This is a genomic window from Streptohalobacillus salinus, assembly GCF_003201605.1.
GTDB lineage: Bacteria > Bacillota > Bacilli > Bacillales > Amphibacillaceae > Streptohalobacillus > Streptohalobacillus salinus.
Map to the genome: position 1 here is coordinate 305,123 of NZ_QJJR01000001.1, position 14,515 is coordinate 319,637.

The 14,515-nt window shown below is 38.4% G+C and carries 12 protein-coding genes; 10 read left to right on the forward strand and 2 right to left on the reverse strand.

The features are described from left to right. The first annotated feature begins 165 nt into the window (after positions 1-165). The 5 genes from DES38_RS01300 to DES38_RS01320 all read left to right on the forward strand — a co-directional run bounded on the left by DES38_RS01300 (position 166) and on the right by DES38_RS01320 (position 8,477). Complete coding sequence (locus DES38_RS01300) at positions 166-1,152, forward strand: sugar ABC transporter substrate-binding protein (protein ID WP_110250271.1); 987 nt, start codon at positions 166-168, stop codon at positions 1,150-1,152. Beyond that, complete coding sequence (locus tag DES38_RS01305) at positions 1,139-2,572, forward strand: sensor histidine kinase (protein ID WP_110250272.1); 1,434 nt, start codon at positions 1,139-1,141, stop codon at positions 2,570-2,572. The genes DES38_RS01300 and DES38_RS01305 overlap by 14 nt, the downstream gene beginning before the upstream one ends. 6 nt (positions 2,573-2,578) lie before the next feature. Continuing rightward, positions 2,579-4,117, forward strand: a complete 1,539-nt coding sequence (locus DES38_RS01310; RefSeq protein WP_110250273.1) for a response regulator — start codon at positions 2,579-2,581, stop codon at positions 4,115-4,117. A 72-nt stretch (positions 4,118-4,189) separates the two neighbouring features. Beyond that, positions 4,190-5,239: a sugar ABC transporter substrate-binding protein gene (locus tag DES38_RS01315; protein WP_110250274.1), complete on the forward strand. Its 1,050-nt coding sequence runs from the start codon at positions 4,190-4,192 to the stop codon at positions 5,237-5,239. Positions 5,240-5,546: 307 nt separating this feature from the next. Further along, complete coding sequence (locus DES38_RS01320) at positions 5,547-8,477, forward strand: DEAD/DEAH box helicase (protein WP_110250275.1); 2,931 nt, start codon at positions 5,547-5,549, stop codon at positions 8,475-8,477. A gap of 87 nt (positions 8,478-8,564) precedes the next feature. Here DES38_RS01320 and DES38_RS01325 read toward each other — a convergent pair whose 3' ends face one another. Together DES38_RS01325 and DES38_RS01330 are read right to left on the reverse strand one after the other, a co-directional pair. Then, positions 8,565-8,981: a (deoxy)nucleoside triphosphate pyrophosphohydrolase gene (locus tag DES38_RS01325; protein WP_110250276.1), complete on the reverse strand. Its 417-nt coding sequence runs from the start codon at positions 8,979-8,981 to the stop codon at positions 8,565-8,567. 45 nt (positions 8,982-9,026) lie between these two features. Further along, positions 9,027-9,599, reverse strand: a complete 573-nt coding sequence (locus tag DES38_RS01330) for a Maf family protein (RefSeq protein ID WP_110250277.1) — start codon at positions 9,597-9,599, stop codon at positions 9,027-9,029. Positions 9,600-9,786: 187 nt separating this feature from the next. On the opposite strand from DES38_RS01330, the gene DES38_RS01335 reads away from it, so the two are divergent. The 5 genes from DES38_RS01335 to DES38_RS01355 all read left to right on the forward strand — a co-directional run bounded on the left by DES38_RS01335 (position 9,787) and on the right by DES38_RS01355 (position 14,315). Then, the gene (locus DES38_RS01335) at positions 9,787-10,554 is read left to right on the forward strand and encodes a hypothetical protein (protein WP_110250278.1); all 768 of its coding nucleotides are present in this window, start codon (positions 9,787-9,789) and stop codon (positions 10,552-10,554) included. Continuing rightward, entirely contained in the window at positions 10,551-11,783 is a 1,233-nt protein-coding gene (locus DES38_RS01340; protein WP_110250279.1) for a glycosyltransferase family 2 protein, read from the forward strand. The genes DES38_RS01335 and DES38_RS01340 overlap by 4 nt, the downstream gene beginning before the upstream one ends. After that, a complete protein-coding gene (locus DES38_RS01345; RefSeq protein ID WP_110250280.1) occupies positions 11,780-12,775 on the forward strand; it encodes a hypothetical protein in 996 nt (331 codons plus the stop codon). The genes DES38_RS01340 and DES38_RS01345 overlap by 4 nt, the downstream gene beginning before the upstream one ends. Before the next feature lie 400 nt (positions 12,776-13,175). Further along, a complete protein-coding gene (locus DES38_RS01350; protein ID WP_170114299.1) occupies positions 13,176-13,529 on the forward strand; it encodes an SHOCT domain-containing protein in 354 nt (117 codons plus the stop codon). 294 nt (positions 13,530-13,823) lie between these two features. Further along, entirely contained in the window at positions 13,824-14,315 is a 492-nt protein-coding gene (locus tag DES38_RS01355; protein WP_245881936.1) for a sigma-70 family RNA polymerase sigma factor, read from the forward strand. Positions 14,316-14,515 lie beyond the last annotated feature (200 nt).

The following is a 14,515-nucleotide window of genomic DNA, read 5'->3' on the forward strand; positions in this document are numbered from 1 at the left end:
ACCCAGAAGGGCTCCTCACTTTTCGGTGTGTTTGTTCATCTATAAAAAGAACGATGACAAAGAAAATGCAGCAATGATTGTTACAAAGATTTCTTCTGTATTCCAGACAAGCAACAGATTATGTGGTAAAATACGAATATTCTATATCACTAGAGGAGTTTCTTTATGCGTAAAAATGTAACCGCTTTATTTATTATCGGTTTCTTAGTGATCTTATTTTTTACTGTTCGCGCATTTGTTGATGTTGTTAAAGGCGATTGGCAGGCACCTACGCAAGTCTACGTTGAAGATGATGACACGCGATTGGTGTTAATTACCCAGCAAATCAATACCCCTTTTTTTGATGCGGTTGCACGTGGAGCCATTGAACAGGCCGAGATGGAAGGGGCAAGCTTAGAAATCGTCGGTGACTATAGTCAAAATGAAGAAGCTTTTCTTAACCATCTAGAATTAGCGATTCATGCAAAGGTAGACGGTATTATTGTGCAAGGAAAAGATACAGATCGTTTTAAAGAATTAACCAAAATAAAAGCGGCCTTTTACAGTATTCCGGTGATTACCATCGCCGAGGATGTCCCGATGGAAGAAAGCTTACGTCGCACGTATGTGGGTTCAGATCAAGAAGAAGCTGGACGAATGCTAGCTAATGCGTTAGTGAGTCAAGTTGATGCGACAGGTTCAGTTATTTTATTAATGGATCAATCTCATCCATATATCCAAACAGAACGGTTAATCGGTATTGATTCTGTTTTTAATAAATATGCTTCGCTTGACGTTGTCATGGTTGAATCAGATACATCGCGTGAACAAATCAAGGAAGCTACGCAGCGATTATTAAATCTTTATCCGGACGTTGAAGCGATTCTACCGTTAGATGCAGCTTTTACGGAGCCTATGATTGATGAAATCACATCACGAATGCGTTTATCTGACGTACGTATATATTCCTTTGATGATGCACCAGATATCTATCCACTCTTTAACGCTGGCAAAATAGAAGCCCTCATTCAACAGACGCCTGAAGATATGGGAAGATTAAGTGTCGAACTTGTATTTAAATGGTTGAACGGTGAAACCTTACCGCTTGATTTTGATGGCTATCATACGCCCATTTCTTTGATAAAGCGAGCTGATACTGATGCACACGATTAAGCGGAAAGTAACCCTACTCGCCGGTAGTGTGATTGTGATCTTGTTAACGATTTGGATTTCATTGACCTTTTTCAATCGTCAAACGCAAGCACAATATAATGTCATACTGGAGCGCTACCTCGTACTGAATGAGGTTAACCAGAATAGTCAACTGTTGATGACCGATTTGAATGCCTACTTAAATCAACCAACGGAAATGACACGTAGCGAGTTGATTGATGACATGGACGACTTGTTGCAACAAGAACATAATATTTTGAAATTGGAGCATCAAGGGAATCACTACCCTTTAACGAATTATATCAACTTGGTCGATAGTTTAATTGAATCAATGAATCGTTCGCTGAGTTTATTTGACCAAGATGATCCGGAAGCAGCACGCTTAGAGTTCGATGATGCGACACGGATTCAAAATTATATTTCAGAAACAACCTTAGGGTTACTCAATCAAGAACTTACCACGTATGAAGATTTTTACCGAAATATGATTGGTCAGTCTGTTAAAATTAATCGTTTTGGCATTTGGTTACTGTTGTTACTTGTCGCAAGTGTCATGTTGGTGACGTATCTTTTTCAAAAGAGTATTACGCGTCCAATCCATCAATTAACAGATGCGGCCAATGCCCTTTCTCGCGGTGAATTTGATGAAGCTATTTATGTTGATTCAAAAGATGAGCTAGCTTTTCTAGGTAAAACATTTAATCGCATGCGAATTAATATCAATCAATTGATTGAAGAAATACAAACAAAAGCTCAACTTGAGAAAGAACTGCAAGAAAATAAATTACTTCTCCAAGCGTCGCAGTTTCGCAGCTTACAGAGTCAGATTAACCCACATTTTTTATTCAATACATTAAATACCGTTTCAAAGAAAGCTTATTTAGAAGGATCAGTTGAAACAAGTGATTTACTTGTTAATGTTGCTGATCTCTTACGTTATAACTTAAAGCAAGTCGATCGTGAAGTGACCTTAAAAGATGAAATTGAGGTACTCCGTCAGTATATTGCGATTCAACAAGCACGTTTCGGCAAGCGGCTACATTATGTTGAAATCATTGATCAATCAGCGCTCGACTTACCGATGCCTGCATTAACGTTACAGCCGATTGTTGAAAATGCGGTGATCCATGCGATTGAGAAAAAACGTGAAGGTGGCACGGTCACATTAGAGATACAAAATCAAGCAGATATCATACAGGTAACAATCAAAGATGATGGACCTGGAATGACAAAAGAGACAAAGCAACAGTTGTTGGATGGTTCAATTGTACCTAAAGAAGGTCACTCTACTGGCATTGGTTTTAATAACGTCGTGAAACGCTTAAAGTTGTTTTACGAAGCGGACGGAATTGTGACGATCGATACGGTGTTAAGTGAAGGAACAGCTATCCACTTGACGATACCTAAAATAAAGGGGTGAGTCGACATGTTTAAAATTTTAATTGTCGATGATGAAGAAATCGAACGCGAAAGCATGAAACAAATCTTAAATCAGGCATTTGAGTCACTAACCATCATCCAAGCAAGTGATGGTCAAGAAGCAGTTGAACGAACGCTTAGTGACCAGCCTGATTTGGTGTTAATGGATATTAAGATGCCAGGTATGTCAGGCTTAGAAGCAATTAAAGCAATACAAGCGCAAGGTATAAAAATGAACGTTGTCATTGTGACAGCTTATGATACCTTTAGTTTTGCGAAAGATGCGATTAAATTAGGCGCACGCGACTATTTACTAAAACCAAGTAAAATTAGTGAGATTGTTGAAACAATGGGTCGCATTATTGATGAAATAAAAGAAACAAAACTAAAGATGGAAGAAAGTGAGAAGCGCCGACTAACATTTGAACAATCAAAACGAGTGATGGAACGCGATTTGGTGACGCAAGTATTGCTTGATCACGTCCATGATGTCGAGGCTGAGCACTTGTTGGAACTTATGGAACGAGAAGTCACAGAAGAAATGTTTTGTTTTGTCGTAGTTATTGAAGCGCATCAGTCAGATGTTTATCCTGTTTTACAAAACGCCATTGCTCGTCTTGGGGATGGGTTTATTGGCCCGCTATATCGTCATCAACTCCCGGTCATTTGCTTTAGAGATGAACGTAGTTATCGACAACAGGCAACTGAGGTAGCCAAAAAGCTCATTAAAGTTTTACAGCATGAGTTAAAGCTGCCCGCTGTCATCGGTTTAGGGCAACCTTCTACTAAGTTAGAAGAGATGAAAGATTCTTATCAACAAGCAATTATCGCATCGATGGAATTAAGACGCACCTATGCCTTTAGTTTCTATGATGATATGAAGATGAGTGAACATCAATGTGATATTCACTATCATACGTATTTATCTGGTCGTTTCTTTGATGACATTAGAGAAGCAGATTTTAGAGAAATTAAACAACAAGTGGATAAGATTTTATTGTGTTATGAAATGGAGAAGTTTCCTGTTGCAGAAGCCAAACAAAAAATTAGTCAACTTATCTGGATGATGGGAAAAACATTAGAAGAGGTGCATATCTCGATTGAGTGGGAGAAGTATTCATTTTTTGCGACGGATTATCAAGCGTTGTTTGAAGAAGTTGATGTGTACTTTAAAGAATTGATTGCTAACTATAATGCGTTCACGGAAGATAAAGAGACGGACCGGATGACACAAATTAAACAATATGTGATGGAACATGCAACCGAAGATTTATCTTTAGATGTGTTAGCGAGTCACGTCCATTTAAGTCCCATTTATATTAGTAAATTATTCAAAGAAAAATTAGGGGTCAATTACATCGAATTCTTAACCACGTGTCGGATCAAGCATGCAAAACGATTGTTAAAAGCTGATCAGCTCAGTATTAAAGAAGTAGCTTATGAAATAGGTTATCATGATCCAAACTATTTTAGCAAAGTGTTCAAAAAGTTCACTGGATTTTCACCAAAAACATACCGTGCGCACCGTCTAGTTGAACAGCAATAGTTTGATAAGGTCGGTGTGACTGGTTTTGTATGTGGTCATCTATTATTCGATGAGATGCGAGGAGAGGTATCAATGCAGCGTCAAGCACTGATGAAGATTGGATTATTACTAAGCCTTGTTACACTAGTAGCCTGTGAGACAACAACAGCACCAACCGAACCGAAAAAAGAAAAAGAGGTTGAACGTGAACAAGAAATTGTTGTTGGTTTATCAATGGATACTTTAATAGAAGAACGCTGGGAAAAAGACCGCGATATGTTTAAACAAGCGATTGAAGCCAAAGGTGCTCGTGTGATTGTTAAAGCAGCAAACGGAAATGATGCTTTACAAATAGCTCAAGCTGAAGCGCTGATTAGTCAGGGTGTTGATGTATTAGTACTCGTTCCGCATAATGCAGAGGCTGCAGCAACCATTGTCGGAAAAGCACAATTGGCTGATATTCCAGTGATTTCTTATGATCGATTAGTCAAAAATGCAAATGTTGATCTGTATATATCCTTTGATAATGAAGAGATTGGCCGCCTTCAAGCAAGTGCGATGCTTGAAGTTGTTCCAAAAGGAAACTATGTCTATATTGGCGGTGCAAAAACCGATAATAATGCCCACTTGATGAAGGATGGGGTGCTATCGGTATTGGCACCAGCGATAGATCAAGGAGATGTTACGATTGTCTATGATCAATGGACCGAAGGGTGGATGCCCGTGCATGCAAAAGAAAACATGCGCAAAGCCATTACGGCAAACGCGGGCGATATTGATGCGGTAATTGCCGCAAATGATGCCACGGCAGGAGCAGCGATTGAAGCGATTGAAGCGCTAGGTTTAGCACGGGAAATTCCAGTTGTTGGCCAGGATGCTGAACTCGAAGGCATTCACCGCATTATTAACGGTGAGCAATTGATGACGGTGTATAAATCAATTCGGGAATTGACTGATAGGGCAGCAGAAATAGCAATAAGTATGGCTAATGGTGAAAGCATTATAACAGAACATACTATTAATAACGGTAAAAAGGATGTGCCAACGGTTTTTTTAGAACCGACACCAATTGATGAAAATAATATTAACCTTGTGATTGAGGATGGTTTTCATACCTACGAAGCTGTCTATCAAACGAATTAACAAAAAGCATGCGAAGGGATTCGCATGCTTTTTGTTAAGCATAAACGTAAGCATCTGCAAGTGAAGACCAAGTAAAAGCATTACCCAGTCAGGGTAGGTGATAACAAATTGGAGGTGAGTACACCAAGAGAACAAAACACCAAGGATTCTTTCTAACGTCACGATTAAAGAGATCGTAAAAATAACCTTTTAGCGACTTAATATCAGTGAAGATAATTCGACATGTCTTTTCATCGCTGATGAGAGGAAAGATGCAGCAATTTATGTCGATCTTTGGTAATATTGAATGTGTAGAGGTGGTGTATAAATGGAAGCACGCATAGACGAATTAAGATTAGGGCTAACCAAAGGTTTTATTGACCGTGATTCCCCGTACGGTGGTAGCTTTGAACCTGAGCTACTTGTCAATGAAAAAGCAACAAAACAAATGGTTTTAACAACCATGCTCGAAGAGTTAAAAGCTGCTGAAGGTTTCATGTTTGCGGTAGCCTTTATTACAGAGAGTGGTCTGCAAGCGTTAAAGGCACATTTATTTGATTTACATAACAAAGGAATCAAAGGACGCATTTTGACGTCTACCTATAACTATTTCAATCAACCGAAAATCTTTAAAGAATTGCTTAAATTGAAAAATGTTGAGGTGCGCATTACAACAGTCGAAGGCTTTCACTCAAAAGGATACATTTTTGAACACCAATCTTACCGTTCACTGATTGTAGGGAGTTCGAATTTAACAGCTAGTGCTCTAAAGGTAAACTATGAGTGGAATATAAAGTTAACCTCGCATGAACATGGCTCAATTGTTGGCTATTTTAATGATCAATTTGAAACAATGTGGCAAGATGCTCAGCCCTTAACTGAGATATGGATCAAACGGTATCAAGAACTGTACCTCATCCAGCACGATCAGAAGGTGGCAGAGTTTCCAGCGAGTTATCAGACGAATAAAGTTGAAGATGCACTAAAGGTTATCCCGAATCAAATGCAAAGCCAAGCGCTCGAAGGGCTCAGAGCCATTCGTGAGAAGGGTGCGAAACGCGGCCTTATCGTCTCAGCGACGGGGACCGGTAAAACGTACTTATCTGCATTTGATGTGAGGCGTTTCAAACCAAAACGCATGTTATTTATCGTCCACCGGGAACAAATACTCACGAAATCGATGGAGGATTACCGCCGTGTTTTAGGAGGCGCTGAATCGGATTTTGGCTTACTTACGGGTACTAAGAAAGATTTGAACGCACGTTATTTGTTTGCGACGATTCAAACCATTTCGAAACAAGAAACACGGGAGCAATTTCATAGCGCTGCATTTGATTACATATTAATTGATGAATCACATCGGGCCGGAGCGAATACGTACCAATCGATTATTAATTATTTTCAGCCTGAGTTTTTACTCGGCATGACAGCAACCCCGGAGCGGTCGGATGGCTATAATTTATTTGAACTTTTTCATTATAATATCGCCTATGAAATCCGACTTAAAGAAGCACTAGAAGAAGATTTACTTGTACCCTTTCACTATTTTGGCGTGACGGAATTAATGGCACCGGATGGTCATGAGCTTGAGCTTTCAATTAATGATTTAAGTTTGGATCATCGGGCAAAACATATTGTTGAAAAAATCAATTATTATTCGCATGCGGGTGACACCCGGTGTGGTTTAATGTTCTGTCAAAGTAAAAAAGAAGCGCATGCGTTATCAGGTGCTCTCAATCAACAAGGATTAAAGACAATTGCATTGACCGGTGATAGTTCGCAAGAAGAACGAACCATGCAGGTGAATCGATTAGAAGCGGGTCGACTTGATTATATTTTGACGGTTGATATTTTTAATGAGGGGATCGATATTCCAAAAATTAATCAAGTCGTCATGCTTAGACAAACAGATTCCAGTATTATCTTCATCCAACAGCTAGGACGAGGCTTAAGAAAACATCATCATAAGGCGTTTCTAACCGTCATCGATTTCATCGGTAACTATGAAAATAACTATTTAATTCCTGTCGCCCTATATGGTGATTACCGCTTTAATAAGGATCGGTTACGAAAACAGCTCGTTGAAGGAAGTCGATCGATTCCAGGTGAGTCAACTATTAATTTTGAAGCAATTGCTGAAACGCGCATTTTTAATGCAATTGACCAAAAAAACCTAAGTTTAAAAAAAGATTTAGATGATGATTATGTCCGTTTGAAAAATAAATTAGGAAAGCAACCGATGATGATGGATTTCGTTAATTACGGATTTCGTGATCCGATGTTGTATGTTAGGTATGGGAAATCTTATTACAATTACGTGAAAAAGCAAGAAAAGTTCACAACTGAAATTTCAACGGATGCAAAGATTATTTTAGAAAAGCTAAGTGAACATGTTTTAGACGGGGTTAGACCCCACGAAGCTGTGTTAATGGTGTTACTATTAGACAAAGTTGCTGTATCTGACGATGACTTCGATCAACAATTAATCCGCCTTGGTTTACCAGCACTCACGAGCGCTACAAGGGCATCCGTTGTGCAAAATGTAAATTTACGTTTTGCGAGAGAAAAACACAAGTCACAAATGATAGCAATTGAAGCACGTTACGGCATCACGATGGTTGTGTTTGATGAGGAAGATTTACAATACAAGCGGCATCAAGATTTCGATCGCTTATTAAATGAAGAAGATTTTGCACGTTATTTAGCTGATCAAGTGACCTTTTGTTTACATCGTTATCAAGAACAACGGAGTGAAAGCCAGTTAATTGATGGGTTTTTACTTTATCAAAAGTATACTCGAAAAGATGTATTTCGAATTTTAGGCTTTTCAGAGAATCCAGTTGCGCAAAATGTTGGCGGCTATCTTGTGAGTCAAGATAAGCGCTTTTGTCCGATTTTCGTTAATTATCTTAAAGAAGAAGGGATAAGTGAAACGACGAAATATGACGATCAATTTATTACACCTGAATTGTTGCAGTGGATGTCTAAGTCTAATCGTCGTCTTTGCTCACCAGATGTTGATGCAATTTACCACCATCACAAACACCAGATGCGCTTGCCATTGTTTGTGAAGAAGCATAACGATGAAGGGGCATCGTTTTATTATTTAGGTGATGTTGAACCGGTGCAAACATCGTTTGAAGAAACGAACATGGAAAAGGAATCAATGAAAATGGTGCCAGTGGTTAAGATGTTGTTGAAATTAAAACAGCCGGTGGAGCGCAGCTTGTATACGTATATCACTAAAGAAAGTCATTAAATGAAGCAACGTGATTTTGCTGAAGGAATAAAAAATCGTGCCCGTGTTGGTAAATAAATGAAGAGATAAAAAACAGAGACGAATGGATCACAGTTGTGATCCATTCGTCTCTTTCTGTAAGGCCTCGACAATTGGAAGATCAGCGGGTGCCCAGTTTAGTGTTTCTAAATAGTCCGGTTTAAGCCAGATAACTGCCGAGTGTTCAAGTGCCGAAGGCATTCCATGCTTTAATTTCGCTTTAATTGCGGTTAGGTTGATGGTGAAGGTAGGATAATCATAAATAACTTCTTGGAAGATTTCATCTGCGAGTTCTACTTCACACGATAATTCTTCTTTTATCTCACGTTTTAGTGCCGTGAAGGCATCCTCACCAACTTCTACTTTCCCACCTGGAAACTCCCAAAGTTTAGGTAGTTTCATCGTAGCTGAACGCAAGGCACAAAAAATTTCATTGGCTTCATTTTCAATGACTGCAGCAACGACGTGGACATGATTTCTACTCATAACGAGCCCTCCCTTTTTAGTTGTAATCTCTTTAAACAAGCTAGATTAATCGGTTGAAAATTCAGCTTCAAATGCTACTAAAGCACGACAGAGTTTGCCTACGGGTAAACCAACAACCGTCGTGTAATCACCATTGATTTTTTCTACAAACCGTGCAGCATATCCTTGAATGCCATAACCACCAGCCTTATCATAAGGGTCGTCTGTCTCAATATAAGTATCAATTTCCGCCTTTGTTAAGGGGAAAAAGGTTACTTCTGTCCGTTCGACGAGTAGCTTTTGCTTCGTTTTACTACGAATCAGTACCCCAGTATAGACAACATGAGTCTGACCGCTTAGCGCTTGTAACATCGTGAATGCTTCTTGTTTATTATTAGGTTTTCCAAAAATGATTTGCTTGTAACTAACGACGGTATCAGCGGTAATAATCACTTCATCGTCAGATAAAAAAGGTAAAAAGGCGGCTTTTAATTTTACGAGTGCAGAAACCTTCTCGATCGGGTCTCTAGTTTTGATCTTAGATTCATCAACATCAGGTGTCCGTATACTAAAGGTAAGACCAACCTGTTCTAATAACTCTTTTCTTCTTGGTGAAGTTGATCCAAGTGTTAATTTCATCGTCTTTCCTTTCTTGTTGCTCAATGGATTTAAGTATCAGACTGGCTAGTTATCGCTCCAACTTACACTATAGCATAAATATCTCCATTTTTCTGTGACTGTAGATGCTATTTTTATAATATTGGCTTGTTGTAGGTCTAAAGTGGGAATAGTAAAGTATTAAAATTGAATAAGGCGGGTGAAGTCAATGTACAAGCAGCACCGGTTAATATCACTCATACTCACGTTTTTATTGATGACCCTTGTGGGCCTTTTTCGGTACAGCAGTGGTTACTTAGCACAAATTGATCTCATTATCATTATTGGAGTGATTATCCTTAGTTTGTTCTTGAGTTGGCGTCAACTCTTTTTGGTAGCACTAATGATCATCTTAGTTGTTGGTTTCAGTTTAATTTTCCTTACAGATCAGACCTTTTCAAATCAATTTGATTTGATTCAAGAACATGTGTTGCTCTCGGCAACTATTTTGTTGATTTGGGTAATCTCGGCCGTTGTTAAACAGCGGGAAAAACGGTATTTTGAACAGGCGTTACGTCTGAAAACACTAGAAAAATTTCAAGGAACAACCGAATTATTAACCGAAGCTGAATTTAAATCTCGGGTGCACCTTATCCAAAGTGGGACCAGCCGTCGTCAGGAACATAATACAGTGGTCATCGTCAATGTGCATAGTAAAACATTCACAAAAAATGCGATGCACCACTACATTAGTGATGTTTTGCAACATACGATACGTGAAGAATACGACCTAATCATGCGCAATCACGCAGGTCACTACATTATCTTTTTACAAAATGCTAATAAAGCAGGCGTTGAAAAAGTTGCAGAACGATTTTTTGCAGCGATTCGACCGCATCTAAATGAAATCGATTTACCTGTAACCTATACCTGCTATGGCGAAGAAGATTTTGACTTTGATACATTGACCCCAATTAAAGTAGGTGATGACAGATGATTTATCTATTGTATGTCATCATGGCGTTCTTTTGGTTGATGTTAATCTATTACTCAGTCTTGACGCTTGCTGGTGTTTATCGTCGTTTAAAGAAAGTTGATGATCAACCGTTGGCATTGTATCCATCGGTCGCTGTGCTCATTCCTTGCTATAATGAAGGGGTCGTTCTTAAAGAAACGTTAGAAGCTATGAGTCAACTGAATTATCCTGGAGAGCTGAACATCTATGTACTTGATGATCAGTCAACAGATAATACAAAGGCTATTGCACAGGCATTCATGACAACCTTCAGTTTCATACATTATTTGCTAGTTCCCGTGACAAAACATAAAGGAAAGTCATCAGTATTAAATTATGGAATAGCGGTGACGACTTCTGAATACTTTTGTGTTTTCGATGGAGATAATCAACCAGAACCCAATAGTGTCATGCGACTCGTACATGAAGCGGAACGAACGAAAAAGGCAGGGGGTGCCGTGGGTTACGTAAAAACATTTAATCAAAGCAAAAACTTATTAACGCGGATGATCGGTTTAGAATTTCAAGTCTTCCAACTGTTAATGCAGAGCGGTCGTTATCAATTGTTTAAAACAGGAGCACTCGCAGGAACAAATATGTTATTAAAGCGATCCGTGTTAGCAGAAGCAGGCGGTTATGATCCAGTTGCACTAGCAGAGGATGCAGAGTTGACTGTTAGAATTGCAGCCTTAGGTTACTTACTACCGGTTGTTCACCATTCACGCACCTGGGAACAAGAGCCCGAACAATTACGAGCATTAATAAAACAACGCACACGGTGGTTGAGTGGTAACTTGTATTTATTGGAAAAGTCGCTTTACCAATTTAAATTTTGGAAAGGTCGAACGTTTGTGCATTCGATGCAACATATCCTCACCTATCTAGTCTTTATCGTCTTTCTAGCGATTAGCAATGTATGGTTTATCTTAGGGCTAATCGGTTACCCGTTACCCGTTGTTGGGACACCCTTACTGCTCATCTGGTTTTTAAGTTATGTGGTATATACGGCCCAAATTATTAGTGCAATGGTACTTGAATCAACCCTGACGCCGAGAAATGTGGCCGTTGGTATGATCATGTATTTTACCTATGCACAGTTGTTTTTGATTTTACTATTCAAAAGTTTATTTCAGTACATCACAAGCCGCTTACGCCGGAAAACAATTCAATGGGACAAAACAAAGCGTTACAATAAAGGTGATGTTCAATGAAAAAACTTGGTTTAGTTGTTATCGGACTTGGAGTGATTTTTGTGAGCCTCTTTTATCTATATCAACAATTTGTTAGTAAAGTAGAAGATCCTCGCCAGGTCATTAAAGAATATTACTGGGATGACACATCCGGTATTCGAATGTATCCTGATCATGACACATTTCTAGTTGAATCACTGGGACAATATCTTTTGCTAATGGTTTATTTGGATGATCAAAAAGCTTTTGATGAAGCCTATACAATAATTGATGACTTATATCGAGAAGATGACTTTATAAAATGGCGTTTAAAAGATACCAGTGCGGATGCAGTTGTAGACACATATCGCATCAGTGAAGCCCTATTTAAAGCGACAGAGGTTTTTGACGATGCTTCTTATGCATCAATGGGGTTATCGTTCTTACGAACGATTAAAATGCACCATCAAAAACAAGGGATAATTAGTGATTTTTATGACTGGGCGTATCAATTACCTGGTGATACCATGCACTTGAGTTATCAAAATGTACCGATGTTAAGGACCTTAGATTTAGATTTAACGGTAACTAAACAGTTGTTTAATCAAGCAGAAGAAAAGCCATTTTTTAAAGAAGTCTACATTATCTCTCAATCATCCTTGCATGTGACCAACGAATTAACGGTTAATTTGATTGATCAATTGTTAACAGCGATTAGCTACGTAGACTTATTTCAAGAAACTCCGGCAACTTTTCATGAATGGCTAATGAATCAGTTAGCTGAAAATAATCGTCTAACCGGTTTATATTACCGTGATACATTAGAAGAAGCAGTCGACTATGAAGCAAGTGCAGTAAATAGTTTAGCGCTGATATATTTTAATAAAACGGAAGAAAAAACCTATGAAAAATTGATGTATGAGAAAGTAATTGAGCAGTTACAAAATCATGAAAAAAATAATTATCAAGATGTTCATGCTTTTGATTTCTTATATTTACACCTGGCTATAGAGATCTACCAAGCAAATCAATAGGTGATCTCACGATTACAATAGCTAAAGCTAAAGCATAAAGAAAAGAGAAGCAAAACTGTGCTCGTTTTTGCGGACAAAAAGATAGCCTAGTTGAAGAGACAAAACAAAAGATTGACGAAATTTACGGATAGCTATTTTCTAGCTGTAAAAATTATTGTATAATTAAAACGTTACCAATAGTTGTAACTGGGAGAGTTGGCTGATTAGCTGCACCATTCGTGGTCGTGTTAATCAGCTATTTTTTTGTTAGCGCTTTATCAAATGTCTGCAAAATAGGCGTGAGTTTGTATAAAGGGGTTGTTTTATCATTAAGGCGGATCTAAGTTAACCACTTGTTACGGACTGTCATGGTATGATTATGATTAGGTCCATCAGTTTTTTGAAGGGAGACGATTATTATATGACTCAACGTTACCGTGTTAAACCTAGTAAAGGTCAGTCAATGTTTGGATTTATAGTAGGATTAATGTTTGTTGTTTTAGGGTTTGTGCTCGTCGTGCCTACTTTTGGCGGCTTCGGTATAATCTGGTTGTTGGTATCGATTGGTATTACGATCATGCATGGGATCAATGCTTTTAGTGAAAAAGGCGTTGCTACCCACCAAGTCGACGTCCAATCTTCTAAAGATATCATGGATCAAGAAGGCGGATACGATCAAAAGATTCGGCAGTTACATAAGCTAATGCAAGACGGGATTATTTCAGAAACCGAATATGAAAGCAAGAAACGCGAGCTATTAAATGAACAATGGTAAGTGCTGGAGAGAAATCATTTAAGGTCAAGACTTGAAAGGTAGTCTTGATCTTTTTTTCTTTTAAAAAAGCTGAAATCATCACACATTCTTAAAGGTACTAGTAGTGTGTGACTGTCAGGAATTTCTACCATAAAGACACTTTTGGTTGAAAAACAGCTGTGTTTTGTCTAAAAAGGGTTCGATTGGTACGGTTATTAACATAAAGAGCCACTTTTTAGAACAATGACCGTATTGCTAAATTGGATTAAACTTTAGTTACCGCGGAATACTAAAGGATCCGATTTAGGGGATTTTATGATGGAACAAGATTTTAATCAATTACTTAATGATTTTGAGCCGATGATGTATCATTTATTAAAGAAATATCATGTGCGTGATGGTGAAGGTGAGTTTTATCAAGAATTAGCGATTGTTTTGTGGCAAGCAAGTTTAACCTATCAAGAAGAGAAGATGAAGTTTTCAACTTATGTCTACAGTAAAATGCAGTTTCATTTAATTGATTTATTTAGAAAAGAGGAACGTGCCCGCAATAAAATTGAGGCCTATCAACAACATCTGCGCAGTGACCTTAATCAATCGAGTCAGAATGATTATGATCCTACCTTTGTTGAAAAGATCAAAGCTATCTTAACTGACAACGAGTGGCTCTGGTTTGAGGGACAGATATTAAAAGGCCAAACACTCGTTGAAATAGGAAATGACCATCACGTAACAGCAAATGCCATCCGTCATTATAAACGTAAAGCTGTCTGTAAGTTACGTGATGCTATCCGAAAAGAACGCTAATTAAACAGGGGGTCAGGTGGTGGAGAGATGTGATAGGAAGGCGAAGGCTTGTTGATAGGGGCTAGCGTGAAAAGGAATGGGTGCAAATGCGCCTAAACGAAAAGCGGTGATGTTTTTTTAAAAAGCTACCACAAATAATAGGTTAGCCGGTTAATTCTTGCTTTGTATTTGTAAGTAAGTTTGTTATGATAACAGTAGTA